Origin of the sequence: Photobacterium atrarenae (genome assembly GCF_024380015.1) — a bacterium.
In the GTDB taxonomy this organism is placed as follows: domain Bacteria; phylum Pseudomonadota; class Gammaproteobacteria; order Enterobacterales; family Vibrionaceae; genus Photobacterium; species Photobacterium atrarenae.
The window spans coordinates 3156968-3175810 of record NZ_CP101508.1 but is presented as its reverse complement, the minus strand read 5'-3'; the positions used below and the strand labels follow the sequence as shown (position 1 = coordinate 3175810).

Below are 18843 nucleotides of genomic sequence, written 5' to 3'. Positions count from 1 at the left end.
GAAAACAATGCAAACATTTGAAACACTGCTTGCCGATGAGCAAGCAACCGTCGCGTTAGGACTTCAACTGGCCACTGCTTGCCACCGCCAGACCACAATTTACCTGCACGGTGATCTCGGGGCGGGGAAGACCACCTTTAGCCGTGGCTTTATTCGCGCTCTGGGCCACCAGGGGAACGTCAAGAGTCCGACCTATACACTGGTGGAGCCGTATGAGTTGCCGCCGTGGCAGGTTTATCATTTTGACCTTTACCGCCTGGCTGATCCGGAAGAGCTGGAGTTCATGGGGATCCGTGATTATTTCACGGCCGATGCCATCTGCCTGGTGGAGTGGCCGGAAAAAGGGGCAGGCCTGTTACCAGAGCCGGATTTGGAGATTGAGATGCGCTATCACGACGAGCAGCGGCAGGTCTCGATTACGGCCAACAATGACTATGGCCGGGAATTGATCAAGCGTTTGGAGTTGTGTTGATCAGGATGTCATTTCGATCTCTATTGCCGATATTGATTGTAGGAGCAGGAATGTGCAGCTCGTGGGCCTGGGCCAACGAGCTAAAAAGTATTCGTGTCTGGCCTGCCCCGGATGAGACACGAGTGGTGCTCGATGTGCAGGATGAAGTTGCGTTTACTTACTTCACCCTGACCAAGCCCAATCGTCTGGTTGTCGATCTCAAAGATACCGAGCTGAAAACCAAGTTGCCGGTCAACGTGAAAGACAGCGCGGTGCTGACGAAAATTCGCAGCAGCAGCGCGCCGGCGTCCGGGACTTACCGTTTGGTGTTTGAGACCAAGGCCGGCACCGATCCGACGATCTTCAAGCTGGCACCCACGCCGGATGGGCATTATGGTCACCGCTTGGTGCTGGATCTGCCCCACCAGAAAACCGCGAGCAAAGCAAAGCCGGCGCCAAAGAAGCCGGTCAGCCAGAATCGCGAAGCACTGCTGCCGTACGGCACCGAGGACATTATCGTCGCGATTGATGCCGGACACGGCGGTGAGGATCCTGGCTCGATCGGCCCGAGCCGGAAATACGAGAAAAATGTCACCCTGGATATCTCAAAAAAGGTTGCGGCCAAGATCAATGCGACCCCGGGGATGAAAGCGGTCCTGACCCGGCGGGGCGATTATTTTGTGAATCTCAATAAGCGCTCGGAAATCGCTCGTAAAAACAAGGCCCACCTGCTGGTGTCCATCCATGCGGATGGGTTTCATAAGCCGCAACCGCGCGGAGCCTCGGTCTGGGTGCTCAATACCCGCCGTGCCAATACTGAGATCGGGCGCTGGCTGGAGCAACACGAGAAGCAGTCGGAATTGCTCGGTGGTGGTGATGTGCTGACGGGGGGCAATGATGATCAGTACCTGAGTATGGCGGTGTTGGATCTCCAGTTCAGTCACTCCCAGAAAGAGGGCTACGATGTTGCCTCGCGGGTGCTGAAAGAGCTCAGCAGAGTGACCACCTTGCACAAGAGCAAGCCGGCACATGCCAGCCTGGCGGTGTTAAAGTCACCCGATATCCCGTCCTTGCTGGTCGAAACCGGATTTATTACCAATCCAAAGGAAGAGCGCCTCCTCAACACCCGTTCGCACCAGAATAAACTGGCCAATGCCGTGTACAAAGGGGTTCTGGCGTATTTCAATGAAAAGCCGCCGGAAGGTACGCTGTTCGCAGCCCGGAAAAATGGCGTCAAACATACGGTGAGCCGAGGCCAGTCGCTGAGTGTGATTGCTGCCCGCTACGGCACTTCCACAGCAGCACTCAAGCAGGCTAATAACCTTAAGAGCAACACCCTGCGCATCGGCCAGGTTCTGCAAATCCCCAATGCCCGGATCGCTGTGTCCCCCCCGGCTCGCCCAGCGACGCCTCCGGCGCGCATCCGCACCGTGACACATCAAGTCAAGCGGGGGGAATACCTGGGCAAGATCGCCGACAACTACGGGGTGACGGTGGCCAGTATTCGCCAAGCCAACCGGTTACGCTCGGACGAGCTAGCGATCGGGCAGACGCTGAAAATTATAGTCGAGGCCCCGAAGGCGTTGACCCATACCGTGAAACGCGGGGAGTTTCTGGGTAAAATAGCGACCCGCTATGGGGTGAGTATCAGTCGTATTCGTGAGGCGAATCAGCTAAGCTCAGATACACTGGCCGTTGGCCAAACGCTCACGATACCTAGAAGTTAATTATGCCTATTCAGATCTTGCCGGCCCGCCTGGCAAACCAAATCGCGGCGGGGGAAGTGGTTGAACGTCCGGCATCGGTGGTGAAAGAGCTGGTGGAAAACAGCCTGGATGCCGGTGCAACCCGCATTGAGATTGATATCGATAAGGGTGGCAGCCGGACGATCCGGATCCGGGATAACGGCAAAGGGATCCCCAAAGATGAGCTCCAGCTGGCGCTGAGCCGCCATGCAACCTCCAAGATTGCGACGCTGGATGATCTGGAGGCGATAGCCAGTCTCGGCTTTCGTGGCGAGGCGCTGGCCAGTATCAGCTCAGTCTCCCGGCTGACCCTGACCTCTCGCACGGCGGCGCAGGAAGAAGCCTGGGCTGCGTATGCTGAAGGGCGGGAGATGGAAGTCACGCTCAAGCCGGCGGCCCACCCGGTCGGCACCACGCTGGAAGTGCTGGATCTGTTTTTCAATACCCCGGCACGGCGTAAGTTTCTCCGCACTGAAAAAACTGAATTCGGCCACATTGACGAGCTGCTCAAGCGGATCGCGCTGAGTCGGTTTGATGTCACGATTAATGTGCGCCATAACGGCAAAACTATCCGCCAGTATCGTGCCGCGCAAACCCAGCTCCAACAGGAGCGCCGGCTGGCCGCGGTATGCGGCAGTGCATTTCTGAACCATGCCCTGGCGGTGGAACTCGAACACGGTGATCTGAAGCTGTCGGGGTGGATCTGTAGTCCGCAAGGTGCCCGGGCCCAGAACGATATCCAGTATTGCTACGTCAATGGCCGGATGATGAAGGACAAACTGATCAACCACGCCATTCGTCAGGCGTATGAGGGCACTCTGTCTGGCGAACAGTATGCCGCTTATGTGCTCTATATCGAGGTTGATCCGCATCAGGTGGATGTCAATGTCCATCCGGCTAAGCATGAGGTGCGTTTTCACCAGGCACGTCTGGTACATGACTTTATTTGCCAGGGGCTGCAGAGTGCGTTGCAGCAATCTCTGGCCGAGCCGAGCGCGCAATACCAGGCGCCGACCCGGGCCAGTGCCCGGGCGAACTATGACACTCCGGTGCCACAGGTTTCTGAACCGTCCGAACCGGCGGAGTGTGCTCCGACGTCTATGATGGCGGCGATCGCCCGGACGCCGGATTATCCGAATAAAGCTCAGGCCAGTGAATGGATGCCAGCGGCCGAGACGCCGCGAAATCGCAGCGCGTCGGATCGTCGTAGCGAATCACGTGCGGCCGCGTCGTATCCCGCCCATCGCCAGGACTCGGGGGGCACGGCTTCGGGTCGCGCTCGTCACTACGGCAGCGAGACTCCCTCCAAGCAAGAAGTCCATGCCTACCAGCAGCTCATGCAGACCCCGGCGCAGCCGGAGTCTCCGGAGCGGAACCTGGAATCAATTCCATACGAGCGTCCAGCATCGGCACCGGGTACACCGGCTGAGACACCGCTTGCTGCGACACCTCGTGTAGCGGCTGCTTCGGCCAGTGGCGCTTGTGCGCCGGTTACTGATTATCCCTGCGCCGGGCTGGGCAAAGCGCTGTGCCTGGTCGAGCAGCGCTATTTACTGCTCAACCGAGACGGCGGATTGGCGTTGTTATCGCTCGATTATGCCCAGCGACTGCGGTATAAAGGCCAGCTGCGCCAGGCGCAGGGCGAAGGGCTGAAAGCACAACCTTTGCTGATCCCGCATGCGCTGCCGGCAGAGCCGGCGATGATCGCCTGTGCAGAACAGCATGCCCTGCTGCTTAAACAGTTAGGCATCCAGCTAAAAGCCAAAGGAAAAAGCGGCTTGATCGTGATGTCGGTCTGCCTGCCGCTACGCCAGCAGAACCTGCAGCAACTGCTGCCGGCGCTGCTCGATTATCTGGCCAGCGTGGCGGAGGACCCGGACGCTCAGGGCTGGGAACCTCTGCTGGAGTGGCTTGCCGGCCAACTTGTGATCCCCGCCGCTACATTCAGTTTGTCCCAGGCGATTCAGCTGGTGGCTGAGCTGGAGCAATTGTGGGGCGAGACCCTTGAACATTATTATTCACACCTGTTGCGTCCGGTCGATGTCCGCGCAGCAGTAGAAGCATTTAACTATGACTAAGCCACAACCACAGGCCATTTTTTTAATGGGGCCGACCGCATCGGGAAAAACCGATCTGGCCATTCGTTTGCGTCAACAGCTACCGGTGGAGTTGATAAGTGTTGATTCCGCCCTTATTTATAAGGGGATGGATATCGGCACAGCCAAGCCGGATGCCCGGGAACTCTCTCTGGCACCGCACCGCCTGATAGATATTCGTGATCCAGCGCAAAGTTATTCAGCTGCAGACTTTCGTGCTGATGCACTGAAAGAAATGGCTGATATAGTGGCAGATGGACGGATTCCTCTGCTGGTTGGTGGTACCATGTTGTATTACAAAGCCTTGCTGGAAGGCTTGTCCCCTTTGCCGGCGGCCGATCCTGAGATTCGGGCGGCGATTGAACGTGAAGCAGAAGAAAAAGGGTGGCAGGCACTGCATGAGGAATTGGTGCGGATTGATCCGGTCTCAGGCGCTCGGATCCACCCGAATGATCCGCAGCGTTTGTCTCGGGCATTGGAAGTTTTCCGTATTTCGGGTAAAACTTTAACTGAGCTGACGAAAACCCAGGGTGAGTCTTTGCCGTATAAGGTTCATCAGTTTGCAATAACCCCCAAGGACAGGGCTGTCCTGCATCAGAGGATTGAACAGCGTTTCGCCAACATGATCGAAGCCGGTTTTGAACAGGAAGTTCGTGCTTTGTATGAGCGAGGTGATCTCCATCCGGATTTGCCGTCGATACGCTGTGTAGGATACCGACAGATGTGGGAATACTTGGACGGGAACGGTGATTTAGACGAAGCGGTGTTCCGTGGAATCTGCGCGACCCGTCAATTGGCGAAACGTCAAATTACCTGGCTCAGAAGCTGGAAAGATTTGACGTGGTTGGATAGCAGTGATGTGGAGACTGCGTTACAAACCGTCACAAACTCAGTTAGATGTGGCGTTTGATTCGCGTGTATACTCACACTGTTTTGCGTATTTTTAATGTTGTTCGTTGCTAAATACAACTACAAACAAATAAGGAAAAGAAATAATGGCTAAGGGGCAATCTTTGCAAGACCCGTTTTTGAATGCGCTGCGTCGAGAAAGAATTCCGGTCTCTATTTACCTGGTCAATGGTATCAAGCTGCAAGGCCAAATCGAGTCATTTGATCAGTTCGTTATCCTGCTCAAGAATACGGTTAACCAGATGGTGTACAAGCACGCGATCTCGACTGTGGTCCCGGCTCGTCCGGTGAACCACCATCATGCCGGCGAGCGTCAAGCGCCAGCCGAGCGTACTCAGGAAAAACCTGAAGAATAATTTGCATTCTTCAATAAGGAGTTGATTGCTTGTTTGACCGTTATGAAGCCGGCGAGCAGGCTATTCTTGTTCATATCAACTTCACGCAAGAAGGGGAATGGGAAGACCTAAGCGAGTTCGAAATGCTGGTCTCCTCCGCGGGAGTCAATGCGTTGCGTGTGATCACAGGCAGTCGTAATGCTCCCCACCCTAAGTATTACGTGGGAGAAGGTAAAGCACAGGAAATTGCCGATGCGGTTCGGGCCGAAGAGGCCGAGATCGTCATATTCAACCACTCCCTCTCTCCAGCGCAAGAGCGGAATCTGGAGCGGATCTGTAAATGCCGGGTGTTGGATCGTACGGGTCTGATCCTCGATATCTTTGCGCAGCGGGCGCGCACTCACGAAGGTAAACTGCAAGTTGAACTGGCGCAGCTACGCCACATCTCAACCCGATTGATCCGGGGCTGGACCCACCTTGAGCGTCAAAAAGGCGGGATTGGTCTGCGTGGGCCGGGTGAAACCCAGCTGGAAACAGACCGCCGTCTGTTGCGTGAGCGGATCAAAACCATCCTGCGACGGCTGGATAAAGTGGCCAAGCAGCGCGATCAGGGCCGCCGGGCGAGAAACCGGGCCGAAATCCCGACGATCTCGCTGGTGGGGTATACCAACGCCGGGAAGTCGACCCTGTTCAACCGGGTGACGGACGCCGGGGTGTATGCGGCCGATCAGTTGTTTGCAACCCTGGATCCAACGCTGCGCAAGATTGACGTTGCGGATGTCGGGACCACGATCCTGGCCGATACGGTCGGATTTATCCGGCATCTGCCGCACGATCTGGTGGCTGCGTTTAAAGCGACCCTGAAAGAAACCCAGGATGCCAGCTTGCTGTTGCATGTCGTTGATGCCAGTGATGATCGTTTTCGCGAGAACATTGAGGCGGTCGACAATGTGCTGGAAGAGATTGACGCGGCTGAGGTGCCGACCCTGGTAGTCATGAATAAGATTGACTGCCTGGAAGGGGCGGCGCCGCGGATTGAGCGCGACGATGACGGCATGCCGCGCCGGGTCTGGGTCTCCGCGATGGCCGGGCAGGGGATTGATCTGCTGTTCGAAGCCCTGACGGAGCGCCTGTCCGGCGCCATGGTAAAACATACCCTGTGTTTACCGCCGCATCTGATTGGGCGTTATCGCAGTAAATTTTACCAACTGGGGTGCATTGTGCGGGAAGAATATGAGCCGGATGGCAGCCTGACGGTGGAGATTCGCATCCCGCTGGCGGAGTGGTCCCGGCTGCAAAAAAGAGAAAGTACAGCGTTAGATGACTTTATCGTAGCCTGATGGGCTGCTAGAGTAATAAGAAAAACTGTCGTCATATCATATTGATGGAGTTCTATAATGGCGTGGAATGAGCCTGGTAACAACGGTGGCCGTGATAAAGACCCTTGGGGGAATAATAATCGCGGCGGTCGTGATCAAGGGCCGCCTGATCTCGATGAGGTTTTCTCAAAACTGAGTCGTAAGTTTGGTGGTATTTTGGGGAATAAGAGAGGTCCTTCGTCGGGTGGCGGGGCTGCGGGTCTGGGGGCGATTGCCGTGCTGGCAGCCGCTGTCTGGGGATTTTCCGGTTTTTACACCATCGGCGAAGCTGAGCGGGGCGTGGTTCTGCGCTTCGGTAAGTTTTACGAGATGGTGGATCCGGGCCTGAACTGGAAACCAACCTTCATTGATGAAGTTGAGCCGGTTAACGTGCAGGCGATCCGTTCGCTGCGTAGCTCGGGCTTGATGCTGACCAAAGATGAAAACGTGCTGAAAGTCGAAATGGATGTTCAGTACCGCGTGTCGGATGCCAACAAGTACCTGTTCAGTGTCACCAATGCCGATGACAGCCTGCGTCAGGCGACGGATTCTGCATTGCGTGCGGTGATCGGGGATTCGAGCATGGATGAGACACTGACCACAGGTCGTCAGGTGATCCGTTCGAAGACGCAACAAGAGATCGAGCAAATCATCAGCAAGTACGACATGGGTATTTTGGTGGTGGATGTGAACTTCCAGTCGGCGCGTCCGCCGGAAGCGGTCAAAGATGCGTTTGATGACGCTATCGCGGCCCGTGAGGATGAAGAGCGATTTGTGCGTGAGGCAGAAGCTTACAGCAACGACATTTTGCCCAAAGCAACCGGTCGTGCTGAGCGTCTGAAGAAAGAAGCGCAAGGTTACTCGGAGCGGGTGATCAATGGTGCGTTGGGTGAAGTGGCGCAGTTTGAAAAACTGTTGCCGGAATACCTGGCGGCCCAGGAAGTGACGCGCAATCGTCTGTACCTGGAAACCATGGAGCGTGTTTACGGCAGCACCAGCAAGGTGATGATCGACTCGAATTCGAGCGGTAACCTGCTGTACCTGCCCCTGGACAAGCTGATGAATCAGTCAGGCCAGAGCAGCCAGCCGAAAAGCACGACGCCATCCGGTACCTATGGTATTGAGCTGGAGAAAGTAGAAAATTCCGATCCTGTATCGCCGACCCCACGTGGTGATACTGGCCGTCAGGGGAGATATTAATTATGCGTAAGTTAATGATCCCAGTGATTGTCATCTTTATCGCAGCATTGCTGATGTCAATGTTCGTGGTGAAGGAAGGCGAGCGCGGTATCGTCGTCCGTTTTGGTCGGATCCTAAAAGACAACAATGAAATCGCGCGGATTTATGAGCCCGGCCTGCATTTCAAAGTGCCTGTGTTTGACCGGGTCCGGATGCTGGATGCTCGTATCCAGACGATGGACGATCAGGCCGACCGCTTCGTCACGTCTGAGAAAAAAGACGTCATTATTGATACTTACCTGAAGTGGCGAATTAAAGATTTCGGCCAGTACTACCTGACCACAGGTGGCGGCAATGTCTCGACGGCCGAAGCACTGCTGAAGCGTAAAGTGGTTGACAGTCTGCGCTCGGAAATCGGTTCGCGTGAAATCAAGCAGATCGTCTCCGGTCCAGACAGCGATGCGCTGGGCTCGGTCAGTCCTGAACTGGCGGATGCCCCGGCAACAGAAATTGTTGCTGAAGTTGCGCCGCGCAAAGAGATTGAAGGTCAGCGTGATCAGATTATGGCCAATGTTCTGGCCGATACCAAAGTCAGTGCCATGAAAGACTTGGGTGTTGAAGTGGTTGATTTCCGGATGAAGAAAATCAACCTGCCGGATGAGATCAGTGAGTCGATCTATCGTCGGATGCGCGCTGAGCGTGAGTCGGTGGCCCGGAAGCACCGCTCTCAGGGCCGCGAGAAAGCTGAGGTTATTCGTGCCCAGTCCGAGCTAGAAGTGGCGAAGATCCTGTCTGAGGCGGATCGTGAAGCGCGGATGGTTCGCGGTACGGCAGATGCGAGAACCGCTGAGATCTACTCGGCCGCTTTCAATAAGGATCCGGAGTTCTATAACTTCCTGCGTTCCCTGAAAGCTTATGAGAACAGCTTCAAGTCGAAGAATGATGTGCTGGTGGTGGATCCGAACAGCGACTTTTTCAAGTACATGAAAGAAGCCAACGGCGTGCAGTAATTGCTTGTCGAAACATCAAAAGACAAGGCCGCGGCCTTGTCTTTTTTTTGTCTGGCGTATGACGTTGCTGCGGTAAGAAGTTAAGCTTGCGCAGGACAATGAGAGTCAATAGAGAAGATGGGTGAAACCATGAGTGATACGATTTGGCTGGCTTTTGGGCTGGTCATGGTGTTTGAAGGGTTGGGACCGCTGTTGGCCCCGCGAGGCTGGCGCGAGATGGTCAGCCAGCTAAGTCAGCAGAATGACAACACTTTACGGCGGATTGGCGGGTGTCTGGTGGCGGCGGGCAGCGTGATTGCTTACATGATGTACAGTCGTATGTAAAATAGCCTAACCTGCAATCGTGACGCCCTTCGGACAAAAATATTACCCATGGTTAAAAAATGACTGCAAGGCGACGGTGAAGGTGCTAGAATCGGTTTTTAACTACTGATAGACGAAGAAAGATGGCAAATAATGTAGTCGTTCTTGGCACCCAGTGGGGTGACGAAGGCAAGGGTAAGATCGTTGATCTGTTGACCGAAGATGCTAAGTATGTTGTGCGCTACCAGGGTGGCCATAACGCGGGTCACACCCTTGTCATTGATGGTGAGAAAACTGTTCTTCACCTGATCCCATCCGGTATCCTGCGTGACAACGTTAAATGTATCATCGGTAACGGTGTGGTGCTTTCTCCGGATGCACTGATGAAAGAAATGGGCCCGCTGGAAGCGCGTGGTATCCCAGTTCGTGAACGTCTGTTCCTGTCAGAAGCTTGTCCGCTAATCCTTCCATATCACATCGCTCTGGATCAGGCTCGCGAAGCTGCCCGTGGTAAGAAAGCCATCGGCACCACTGGCCGTGGTATCGGCCCTGCGTACGAAGATAAAGTTGCGCGTCGCGGTCTGCGTGTCGGCGATCTACTGGATAAAGAAGCATTTGCTGAGAAGCTAAAAGAAGTCATGGCCTTCCACAACTTCCAGCTGGAGCATTACTACAATGCTGAGCCTGTGAGCTACGAAGAAGTGCTGGAAAATGTCATGGCGCAAGCGGATGTCCTGACTTCAATGATCATTGATGTGACACAAGAGCTGGATGATGCTCGTCAGCGTGGCGACAAGATCATGTTTGAAGGTGCGCAAGGGACGCTGCTGGATATTGACCATGGCACTTACCCGTATGTCACTTCTTCAAACACGACCGCTGGTGGTGTTGCGGCCGGTTCTGGCTTTGGCCCGCGTCATCTGGGTTACATCCTGGGGATTGCGAAAGCCTACTGTACCCGTGTTGGTGCCGGTCCATTCCCGACTGAGCTCTACGACGGTCAAGAGAAGCAAGACCCAGTTGGTAAGCACCTTGGCACAGTCGGTAACGAATTTGGCGCTACGACGGGTCGTCTCCGCCGTACCGGTTGGTTTGATGCCGTGGCGATGCGCCGTGCCATTCAGATCAACTCGATCTCAGGTTTCTGCCTGACCAAGCTCGACGTCTTGGATGGCCTGGAAGAAATCAAGATCTGTACGGGTTATAAGACCAAAGATGGCAAGGTTCTGGAAGTGTCTCCAATGGCGGCTGATGCTTACGAAGATCTAGAGCTTATCTATGAAACAATGCCGGGTTGGTCTGAAAACACATTCGGTGCGAAGTCACTGGATGCGCTGCCACAGGCTGCGCTGGATTACATCGCGCGTATCGAGCAACTAACCGGTGTGCCAATCGACATCATCTCGACCGGGCCGGATCGCAACGAGACGATTATCAAGGTTCACCCATACGGCAACTAATTGCCACGGGTGGTCGTCCCTGATGTGCTCTCACCTTCGGTGACGGTAAAGAGAAAACCAACCCTGCGGGGTTGGTTTTTTTATACCTGCCGCCCAGACAATGACTAGATATTGCTCCCAGAGTTGACCGGACATTGTTGCGTCAAATCTTTCGCGATGGCCTCAAAAAGTAGCGGCAAAAAAATGCCGATTTTCTGCTAAAGTGATTAAAGTCTGATCCCGGGCCGCCGATAAGATAACTACGGTTCAACAGAGAAGTTTACATGAAACTGCGTACCCTGCTTCTTTTTACATGGCTGGCTGCAACACCTGCACATGCATTGGAAGATGTCGGTGAAGCAGTGCCTGTGTATACCGACAATGAGCTGAACCGTCTGTTCGAACAAAATAGCCATTTGCAACGGGTCGAGGCGGATGATTGCCAGCTGGTCCAGGATATTGAAGCAAGGGCCATCCGGGTCGAATCTCCGGCGTATCAGTTTCTCTATGGGGACATGTTAGCCTGGGGCGTGTGTGTTGCGCGGGATGTCGAGCTGGGCGTGTATTACATGCAGTCGGCTGCGCATCAGGGCTCGCCAGCCGCACTGGAGCAACTCGGGCGCTATTATGCCACCGGGACGCTGGTGCAGCAGGATCAGGAGCGGGCGATCCCGTACTTACGCGAAGCTGCAGCTATGGGGCATGTCGATGCCCGGATCCAGCTGGCAGAGTTGCTGCTCAGAGATTACGGCAGCCCGCTGGACTTTGAAGATGCCTACCGCTGGCTGTATAACACTGTGACCGCCAGTAACCAAAAGCACCGTCAGATAACCCGCCTGCGCAGTAGCCTGGAAAGCCGGATGCCGGGGAATGTGATTGCCCGGGCCAAGCGCCGTGATACTTTCTGGTAAGCCGGTAGCATCGCAGGAACGACAAGACAAACACGAATATAAAAGAGAGGTCAGTGACCTCTCTTTTTGCGTTTCTGGGGCTTGCAACTTTTGCGGGCCGAACTTATACCAATCGCAGTAAATAAGGGGTCATCCTAGCTTGTTAAAATGCTCGATAACTGCGTTAGAAATTTTGATTGTAGAATAACTACTTATCAAAAAATTCTGCCTTGTTCTCAAACATTTTTCCGGCGCTATTTCTGATCACTGACTTACTTTGATTAGTATTACAGGACTTTATGCGGACCGAAGCACTCGTAATGCAGGCGGTCTTCACTGACTCCCATGGCTTGCAATTGTTGAGCGATATGCTGCATAAAGCCAACCGGGCCGCAGAAATAGTAATGCATCGCTGGGTTGTCAAGTGATGCCTTGAGTTTCGACAAGTCAACTAGGCCCTGGTACTGGAAATCTTCCGCCGGGCGATCCTCTGCCAGCGGTTCGCGATACCAGGTATGTGCCGTGATATGGTCAGATTGCGCAGCCAGTTGCATTACATGCTGGCGAAACGCGTGCTGGGCACCATTTTCCGTGGCGTGGATCCAGTGCACCTCGGCTTGATGCTCGGCCAGGCTCTCCAGCATCGACAGGGTCGGAGTTAAGCCGACGCCCCCTGAAATCAGCGCAACCGGGGTTTGCGGCGTGGCTTCAAGGAAAAAGTCGCCGGCCGGCGGGGCCAGCTCAACCGTATCGCCGACTTGCATCACATCATGCAGGTAGCTGGAGACTTTGCCGTCTTGTTCGCGTTTGACTGATATGCGGTATTGATCCGGGCGCGGTGCACCGGAAAGACTGTACTGGCGGATTTCCTGATGCTCAAATCCGGCTGGCTGCAGCACAATACCCAGGTACTGGCCCGGCTTGTAGGCAGCGACGGCTTCACCGTCCACCGGCTTGAATATGAAACTGGTGATCGTGTCGCTCTCACGCAGTTTCTCAACCAGAGTGAAGCTGCGGGTGCCGCGCCATCCTCCGGTCTTGTTTTCGCTTTCCTGATAAATCGCTTCTTCGCGCTGGATAAAGACATCGGCCAGTACGCCATAGGCTTCACCCCAGGCATCCAGCACCGCCTGACCCGGTGAAAGCAGTTCATCGATGGTGGCTAGCAGGTGGCCGCCGACAATCGCATATTGCTCGGCGGTGATCATAAAACTGGTGTGCTTGTGAGCAATTTTCTCCACGGCCGGTAACAGTGCCGCCAGGTTGTCGATGTTGTTGGCATAAGCACAAATCGCGTTGAACAGGGCTTCGCGTTGATCCCCGTTGCGCTGGTTGCTCATGTTGAAAATATCTTTAAGTTCAGGGTTATGGCTGAACATACGCTCGTAAAAATGAGCCGTCAGGGCCGGGCCGGTCTGGGCCAGAATTGGTGCGGTGGCTTTAACGGTTTCAATGGTTTGTTGGCTAATCATGGCTGAATGACTTTCTCTTTTTAATGTTGTATATTTAATGCATCTTATAAGTTGTATCTGATCTGTATCTTTTAGTCAATAACCAGATTAAAATGGCAACAGGAGGAGTTATTGTGCAGCTAACGAGTTTTACTGATTATGGCCTGCGGGCCCTGATTTACCTGGCGACCCTCCCGGAAGGTGAGTTGGCCAGTATTTCGAAAGTCACAGACATTTACAGTGTCTCTCGCAACCACATGGTGAAGATCATCAATAAGCTCGGTCAGCTGGGTTATGTGGAAACCGTGCGGGGGAAAAATGGCGGGATCCGCCTGGGGATGCCAGCAGAGCACATTATTCTCGGTGATGTGGTCCGGGCAATTGAACCGTTGCAGATCGTCAACTGTAGTGATGATTTTTGCCATATTACCCCGGCGTGCCGCCTCAAAGGGATACTGGATACCGCGCGAAGTGCATTTTTGGCTGAGCTGGACAAACATACCCTGGCCAGCATGGTGACCGATAATCCACCGCTTCGTGTCCTTCTGGACCGTCCTGTCGTATAATCGTAACAACGAATCAATAACTTCTTAGCTTTATTCCGTGGCGACAGGCCCAGCCTGTCTCCCGTCTGTTCACCCAAAGGCGGAGATACTCACTATTTTCGCCCAAACGGATCTGCATATGTCCAAAGGTACTACCGATTTACCGGTCGATCCTTTTCGCGATCGCGAAGCACAAAATTATGAAAACCCTATCCCTAGCCGCGAGATGCTCCTGGAAGTGATCCGCGGATTTACCGCACCGGTCAGCCGGGATCAGTTGTTTACCGAGCTGAAGCTGGAAGGGGATGACCAATACGAAGGCTTACGCCGCCGGCTGCGCGCTATGGAGCGCGACGGCCAGCTGATTTTTACCCGCCGTCAGTGCTATGCCCTGCCGGAGCGGCTGGATTTGATTAAAGGCCATGTGATTGGCCACCGCGACGGCTTCGGCTTCCTCCGTCCGGAAGGCAGCCGTGCCAAAGAAGATGATTTACTGTTGCCGCACCACCAGATGCGTGGCGTGATCCACGGTGACTACATTCTGGCCCAGGTGGCCGGGACGGATAAGAAAGGCCGTCGTGAAGGGCGGGTGGTCCGGGTTCTGCAGCACTATGAAGGCCAGATTGTCGGCCGCTTCTTTGTCGAAGACGGCATGGGCTATGTGGTGCCGGATGATTCCCGGATTGCCCAGGATATCGTGATCCCGAACGACCAGCGCATGGGCGCCCGAATGGGCAACGTGGTGGTGGTGGAGATTTCCCAGCGGGCAACCCGCCAGTACAACGCGATCGGTAAAATCGTGGAAGTGCTGGGTGAGAGCATGGCACCGGGGATGGAAATTGATATTGCCCTGCGCACCTATGATATTCCGCACCAGTGGCCGTCAGAAGTTGAAAAGCAAATTAAAGGCCTGAGCGAAGAAGTACCGGAAGCGGCCAAGCAGGGCCGGGTCGATTTGCGCGACCTGCCACTGGTCACCATCGACGGCGAAGATGCTCGCGACTTTGATGATGCGGTGTATTGTGAGCGCAAAAAATCCGGCGGCTGGCGCCTGTGGGTGGCGATTGCCGATGTCAGCTATTATGTCCGCCCCGGCTCGGCGCTGGATCACGAAGCGATCAAGCGCGGCAACTCGGTCTATTTCCCGTCTCAGGTGATCCCGATGCTGCCGGAAGTGCTGTCGAACGGTCTGTGCTCGCTCAACCCGCAGGTTGATCGCCTGTGTATGGTGTGTGAGATGACGGTCTCGGAAAGCGGCCGCCTGTCGGGCTTTAAGCACTATGAAGCGGTGATGAATTCCCACGCCCGTCTGACCTATACCAAGGTCAGCAAAATGCTGGAGGGAGATGAAGAGCTGCGTGAGCGTTATGCGCCGCTGGTTCCGCATTTGGAAGATCTGTACAGCATGTATAAGGCGCTCAAGCAGTCCCGTGAGGAGCGGGGCGCGATTGAATTTGAGACGGTGGAAACCCAGTTTATCTTCAATGCCGATCGCAAGATTGACCGCATTGTACCGGCAGAGCGCAATGACGCTCACAAGATCATCGAAGAATGTATGATCTTAGCCAACATTGCCTCGGCCCGGCTGGTGGAAAAAGCCAAAGAGCCGGCCTTGTACCGGGTGCATGACGCGCCGGGTGAAGAGCGCCTGACGGGTTTTCGTGACTTCCTCGGCGAGCTGGGTCTGCAACTGTCGGGTGGCCTGGAGCCGTCGCCGAGAGATTATGCGGCCCTGGCGCACCTGATCCATGGCCGGGCGGATCAGGAGCTGATCCAGACCATGCTGCTACGCTCGATGAAGCAGGCAGTGTATCAGGCGGATAATATCGGTCACTTTGGTCTGGCGCTGAAGCAGTATGCTCACTTCACTTCGCCGATCCGGCGTTATCCGGACCTGCTGCTGCACCGTGCTATCAAGTACCTGATTGCCAAGGAAGCCGGCAATGTTCAGGATCGCTGGACTCCGACCGGTGGTTATCACTATTCGTTCGATGAAATCGACACTATGGGTGAGCAGTGCTCGATGACCGAGCGCCGTGCCGATGATGCCACCCGTGATGTGTCGGACTGGCTCAAGTGTGAGTATATGCAAGACCATGTCGGGGATGAGTTTGATGGCGTGATTGCCAATGTCACCGGCTTTGGTTTCTTTGTCCGTCTCAATGAGCTCAACATTGACGGTCTGGTGCATATCTCCAATCTGGCCAATGATTACTATCAGTTTGACCCGGTTGGTCAGCGTCTGATTGGCGACAGCTCGGGGCAGGTGTATCGCCTCGGCGATACGGTGAAAGTGAAGGTGGCCTCGATCAACCTCAACGATCGCCAGATTGACTTTGATATTGTCGGCAGTACCCGCAAGCCGCGCGGCGCCGGCAAGACCGCCAAGACTCGTGACAAGCAACAGCGGATGCGCAAGGCGGAAGGACTCAAGCGTCAGAGCCTGAAAGCGTACCGGGTCGAAGAGGGCGAAGCCCAGCCGGAGTCGAACGGCAAAGCCAAGACCGAGCGTCGCTCGGTTCGTCAGAAGCTCAAAGCCGGAGCGATCCCCAAACTTGAGGGAGATAAGGCGCCGGGCGATAAGGCTGATGATCACAAAGCCAAGGGGAAAAAGAAAAAATCCACCAAGGCTCGCAAAAAGAAACAACGTGCCGGTAAAAAAGAACGGGCAGCGAAGAAGAAATAACCCATGAGTAATGAGATGATTTTCGGCATTCATGCCGTCAAAGCCGTGTTAGCGTCTGACCCAGCACGCTTTATCGAAGTTTTTGTGCTGAAGGGGCGTCAGGACGAGCGTCTGCTGCCGATCCTTAATGAGCTGCAACAGCTGGGGATCACCATTCAGCAGGCAGGTCGTAAAGCGCTGGATGATAAAGTCAAAGGTGCGTCCCACCAGGGCATCGTGGCCCGGGTGCGTCCGGGTAAGCAGTACAACGAGAATGATCTTGAGGATGTGCTGGCCGGGAAAGATAACCCGCTGCTGCTGGTGCTGGACGGTGTGACCGATCCGCATAACCTGGGTGCGTGTCTGCGCAATGCTGATGCCGCCGGCGCGGTGGCTGTGATTGTGCCCAAGGACCGTTCGGCCCAGCTCAATGCCACGGCCAGCAAGGTGGCCTGCGGCGCGGCGGAAGTGGTGCCGCTGATCCGGGTGACCAACCTGGCCCGGACCCTGCGCAGCCTGCAGGAGCAGGGGATCTGGGTGGTCGGCACTGCCGGGGAAGCAACCCATGATGTGTATCAGAGCAAGCTGACCGGTCCGCTGGCGATTGTGATGGGCGCTGAAGGGGAAGGGATGCGTCGCCTGACCCGCGAAACCTGCGATGATCTGATCAAGATCCCGATGGCCGGGACGGTCTCGAGCCTCAATGTTTCCGTGGCGACCGGGATTTGCCTGTTTGAGGCGGTGCGCCAGCGTCAGTCCGCTTAATATTGCGTAAGATATTGAAAACCGGCGCGGCCTTTCAGGTCGCGCCGGTTTGTTTTGGGACGCTATAGCCACAGCGCCGGAAGTTCGCCGGACAGAACAAAATTCGCTTGCTAAGATCGCCCATTCTCTGTACTATTCTGCCTCCAAATTCTCGGTTCTTTATTTTAGTTCCTTGCTTCTCCTGGATGACCGAGCCAAATAGAGAAGCTGATTAATCCGTAAGGAGCAACCCATGCGTCATTACGAAATCGTATTCATGGTGCACCCAGATCAAAGCGAGCAAGTTGCTGGCATGATCGAGCGCTACACTGGTGCAATCAAAGATTCTGGTGGTCAGATTCACCGTCTTGAAGATTGGGGCCGTCGTCAACTGGCTTACCCAATCAACAAACTGCACAAAGCACACTACGTTCTGATGAACGTTGAAGCTGAGCAGTCTGTAATTGACGAGCTGGAGTCTAACTTCCGCTTCAACGATGCTGTGATCCGTAACATGATCATGCGCACCAAAGGCGCTATCACTGAGCCATCTCCAATGATGAAGGCTAAAGAAGAGCGTGCCCCACGTCGTGAAGAGCGTGCAGAAGCACAATCTGAAGGCGAAGCTGCAGCTGAGTAATTGTTAAATGACCAATCGTCTGGAGTTGGCCGGCGTTATCGCTAAAAACCCCAAACGAAGCCAGTCCCCGGCGGGCATCCCTCATTGCCATTTTGTGCTTGAGCATCGCTCGGTTCAGCGGGAAGCTGATTTACCCCGTCAGGTGTATTGCTACATTAACGTGGTGGTCAGTGGTCAAGGTCAACAAGCACTCACGCAAGATTTAGCTGTCGGCAGCCACATTAAGGTAGCGGGATATATCTCCTACCAAACCGGCCGGAACGGTATCGGGAAATTAGTGTTGCATGCCGATCACATTGAAAAAATTTAGTTCAGGAGATAAGCCCATGGCACGTTTCTTCCGTCGTCGTAAATTCTGCCGTTTCACTGCAGAAGGCGTACAAGAGATTGACTACAAAGACGTAGCAACTCTGAAAAACTACATCACTGAAGCTGGTAAAATCGTACCAAGCCGCATCACTGGTACTCGCGCTAAATACCAGCGCCAGCTAGCTCGCGCTATCAAGCGTTCTCGTTACCTAGCACTTCTGCCATACACTGACAAGCATCAGTAATCGGTAGCGGTTTCTATTACGTTTAAGAGGACAAGATAATGCAAGTTATTCTACTTGATAAAATCGGTAACCTGGGTGGCCTAGGCGATCAGGTTAACGTGAAAGCGGGCTTTGCACGTAACTTCCTTATCCCACAAGGTAAGGCTGTGATGGCAACTAAAGCTAACGTTGAGATGTTCGAAGCTCGTCGTGCTGAGCTGGAAGCAAAAGTTGCTGAGCAACTGGCTGCTGCCCAAGCGCGCGCTGAGAAACTGAACGCTCTGGAAGCAGTTGTTCTTGCTTCTAAAGCTGGTGATGAAGGTAAACTGTTTGGTTCTATCGGTACTCGTGACATCGCTGACGCAATCACTGCGGCAGGTGTTGAAGTAGCGAAGAGCGAAGTTCGCCTACCAGAAGGTGCACTGCGCACAACTGGCGAGTTCGAGATCAGCATCCAGCTGCACTCTGACGTATTCGCTACAATCAACCTGAACGTTGTCGCTGAAGACTAATCACGTTTGGTGTTGAAACGGAAAACCAGCCTTCGGGC

19 protein-coding genes are annotated in these 18843 nt (G+C 54.6%); 18 read left to right on the top strand and 1 reads right to left on the bottom strand.

From position 1 onward, the window contains the following. Positions 1–7 precede the first annotated feature (7 nt). From tsaE to motX, 11 genes are all read left to right on the top strand, one after another. On the top strand, positions 8–472 hold the full coding sequence (gene tsaE / locus NNL38_RS14735; protein WP_255388763.1) for a tRNA (adenosine(37)-N6)-threonylcarbamoyltransferase complex ATPase subunit type 1 TsaE: 465 nt from the start codon (positions 8–10) through the stop codon (positions 470–472). 50 nt (positions 473–522) lie between these two features. After that, entirely contained in the window at positions 523–2178 is a 1656-nt protein-coding gene (locus NNL38_RS14730) for an N-acetylmuramoyl-L-alanine amidase (RefSeq protein ID WP_255388762.1), read from the top strand. 2 nt (positions 2179–2180) lie between these two features. Continuing rightward, the gene (gene mutL / locus NNL38_RS14725; protein WP_255388761.1) at positions 2181–4274 is read left to right on the top strand and encodes a DNA mismatch repair endonuclease MutL; all 2094 of its coding nucleotides are present in this window, start codon (positions 2181–2183) and stop codon (positions 4272–4274) included. Further along, entirely contained in the window at positions 4267–5202 is a 936-nt protein-coding gene (gene miaA / locus NNL38_RS14720) for a tRNA (adenosine(37)-N6)-dimethylallyltransferase MiaA (RefSeq protein WP_255388760.1), read from the top strand. Before mutL ends, miaA begins: the two co-directional genes overlap by 8 nt. Before the next feature lie 85 nt (positions 5203–5287). After that, positions 5288–5557 carry an RNA chaperone Hfq gene (gene hfq / locus NNL38_RS14715; protein WP_255388759.1) on the top strand — a complete coding sequence of 90 codons (270 nt, stop codon included), beginning with the start codon at positions 5288–5290 and terminating at the stop codon, positions 5555–5557. Between the two features lie 29 nt (positions 5558–5586). Further along, entirely contained in the window at positions 5587–6876 is a 1290-nt protein-coding gene (hflX, locus tag NNL38_RS14710) for a ribosome rescue GTPase HflX (RefSeq protein WP_255388758.1), read from the top strand. A 57-nt stretch (positions 6877–6933) separates the two neighbouring features. Next, on the top strand, positions 6934–8094 hold the full coding sequence (hflK, locus tag NNL38_RS14705) for an FtsH protease activity modulator HflK (RefSeq protein ID WP_255388757.1): 1161 nt from the start codon (positions 6934–6936) through the stop codon (positions 8092–8094). A gap of 2 nt (positions 8095–8096) precedes the next feature. Beyond that, positions 8097–9083, top strand: a complete 987-nt coding sequence (gene hflC, locus NNL38_RS14700) for a protease modulator HflC (RefSeq protein WP_255388756.1) — start codon at positions 8097–8099, stop codon at positions 9081–9083. A gap of 129 nt (positions 9084–9212) precedes the next feature. Then, entirely contained in the window at positions 9213–9407 is a 195-nt protein-coding gene (locus tag NNL38_RS14695; RefSeq protein WP_255388755.1) for a DUF2065 domain-containing protein, read from the top strand. 122 nt (positions 9408–9529) lie between these two features. Then, positions 9530–10846, top strand: coding sequence for an adenylosuccinate synthase (locus tag NNL38_RS14690; protein WP_255388754.1), 1317 nt, complete (start codon positions 9530–9532; stop codon positions 10844–10846). 263 nt (positions 10847–11109) lie between these two features. Next, on the top strand, positions 11110–11736 hold the full coding sequence (motX, locus tag NNL38_RS14685; RefSeq protein ID WP_255388753.1) for a flagellar protein MotX: 627 nt from the start codon (positions 11110–11112) through the stop codon (positions 11734–11736). Positions 11737–12002: 266 nt separating this feature from the next. Here motX and hmpA read toward each other — a convergent pair whose 3' ends face one another. Beyond that, positions 12003–13187, bottom strand: a complete 1185-nt coding sequence (hmpA, locus tag NNL38_RS14680; protein WP_255388752.1) for an NO-inducible flavohemoprotein — start codon at positions 13185–13187, stop codon at positions 12003–12005. A 113-nt stretch (positions 13188–13300) separates the two neighbouring features. Between hmpA and nsrR the strand changes: the two genes are divergently transcribed. From nsrR to rplI, 7 genes are all read left to right on the top strand, one after another. Continuing rightward, positions 13301–13732: a nitric oxide-sensing transcriptional repressor NsrR gene (nsrR, locus tag NNL38_RS14675; RefSeq protein ID WP_255388751.1), complete on the top strand. Its 432-nt coding sequence runs from the start codon at positions 13301–13303 to the stop codon at positions 13730–13732. A gap of 118 nt (positions 13733–13850) precedes the next feature. Then, positions 13851–16397 carry a ribonuclease R gene (gene rnr / locus NNL38_RS14670; RefSeq protein WP_255388750.1) on the top strand — a complete coding sequence of 849 codons (2547 nt, stop codon included), beginning with the start codon at positions 13851–13853 and terminating at the stop codon, positions 16395–16397. 3 nt (positions 16398–16400) lie between these two features. After that, positions 16401–17141, top strand: coding sequence for a 23S rRNA (guanosine(2251)-2'-O)-methyltransferase RlmB (gene rlmB / locus NNL38_RS14665; protein WP_255388749.1), 741 nt, complete (start codon positions 16401–16403; stop codon positions 17139–17141). Positions 17142–17373: 232 nt separating this feature from the next. Further along, positions 17374–17760 carry a 30S ribosomal protein S6 gene (gene rpsF / locus NNL38_RS14660; protein WP_047887599.1) on the top strand — a complete coding sequence of 129 codons (387 nt, stop codon included), beginning with the start codon at positions 17374–17376 and terminating at the stop codon, positions 17758–17760. Positions 17761–17767: 7 nt separating this feature from the next. After that, on the top strand, positions 17768–18070 hold the full coding sequence (gene priB, locus NNL38_RS14655) for a primosomal replication protein N (RefSeq protein WP_255388748.1): 303 nt from the start codon (positions 17768–17770) through the stop codon (positions 18068–18070). 16 nt (positions 18071–18086) lie between these two features. Further along, complete coding sequence (gene rpsR, locus NNL38_RS14650; protein ID WP_002539422.1) at positions 18087–18314, top strand: 30S ribosomal protein S18; 228 nt, start codon at positions 18087–18089, stop codon at positions 18312–18314. A 38-nt stretch (positions 18315–18352) separates the two neighbouring features. After that, positions 18353–18805: a 50S ribosomal protein L9 gene (rplI, locus tag NNL38_RS14645; RefSeq protein WP_255388747.1), complete on the top strand. Its 453-nt coding sequence runs from the start codon at positions 18353–18355 to the stop codon at positions 18803–18805. Positions 18806–18843: the final 38 nt, after the last annotated feature.

Excerpts from the sequence above, each read along its gene's own strand:
- rnr (WP_255388750.1), top strand. The coding sequence starts at position 13,851 with ATGTCCAAAGGTACTACCGATTTACCGGTCGATCCTTTTCGCGATCGC.
- rpsR (WP_002539422.1), top strand. The coding sequence starts at position 18,087 with ATGGCACGTTTCTTCCGTCGTCGTAAATTCTGCCGTTTCACTGCAGAA.
- NNL38_RS14690 (WP_255388754.1), top strand. The coding sequence starts at position 9,530 with ATGGCAAATAATGTAGTCGTTCTTGGCACCCAGTGGGGTGACGAAGGC.
- mutL (WP_255388761.1), top strand. The coding sequence starts at position 2,181 with ATGCCTATTCAGATCTTGCCGGCCCGCCTGGCAAACCAAATCGCGGCG.
- rlmB (WP_255388749.1), top strand. The coding sequence starts at position 16,401 with ATGAGTAATGAGATGATTTTCGGCATTCATGCCGTCAAAGCCGTGTTA.
- NNL38_RS14695 (WP_255388755.1), top strand. The coding sequence starts at position 9,213 with ATGAGTGATACGATTTGGCTGGCTTTTGGGCTGGTCATGGTGTTTGAA.
- hflC (WP_255388756.1), top strand. The coding sequence starts at position 8,097 with ATGCGTAAGTTAATGATCCCAGTGATTGTCATCTTTATCGCAGCATTG.
- tsaE (WP_255388763.1), top strand. The coding sequence starts at position 8 with ATGCAAACATTTGAAACACTGCTTGCCGATGAGCAAGCAACCGTCGCG.
- priB (WP_255388748.1), top strand. The coding sequence starts at position 17,768 with ATGACCAATCGTCTGGAGTTGGCCGGCGTTATCGCTAAAAACCCCAAA.
- hflK (WP_255388757.1), top strand. The coding sequence starts at position 6,934 with ATGGCGTGGAATGAGCCTGGTAACAACGGTGGCCGTGATAAAGACCCT.
- motX (WP_255388753.1), top strand. The coding sequence starts at position 11,110 with ATGAAACTGCGTACCCTGCTTCTTTTTACATGGCTGGCTGCAACACCT.
- rpsF (WP_047887599.1), top strand. The coding sequence starts at position 17,374 with ATGCGTCATTACGAAATCGTATTCATGGTGCACCCAGATCAAAGCGAG.
- hmpA (WP_255388752.1), bottom strand. The coding sequence starts at position 13,187 with ATGATTAGCCAACAAACCATTGAAACCGTTAAAGCCACCGCACCAATT.
- hfq (WP_255388759.1), top strand. The coding sequence starts at position 5,288 with ATGGCTAAGGGGCAATCTTTGCAAGACCCGTTTTTGAATGCGCTGCGT.
- miaA (WP_255388760.1), top strand. The coding sequence starts at position 4,267 with ATGACTAAGCCACAACCACAGGCCATTTTTTTAATGGGGCCGACCGCA.
- rplI (WP_255388747.1), top strand. The coding sequence starts at position 18,353 with ATGCAAGTTATTCTACTTGATAAAATCGGTAACCTGGGTGGCCTAGGC.
- NNL38_RS14730 (WP_255388762.1), top strand. The coding sequence starts at position 523 with ATGTGCAGCTCGTGGGCCTGGGCCAACGAGCTAAAAAGTATTCGTGTC.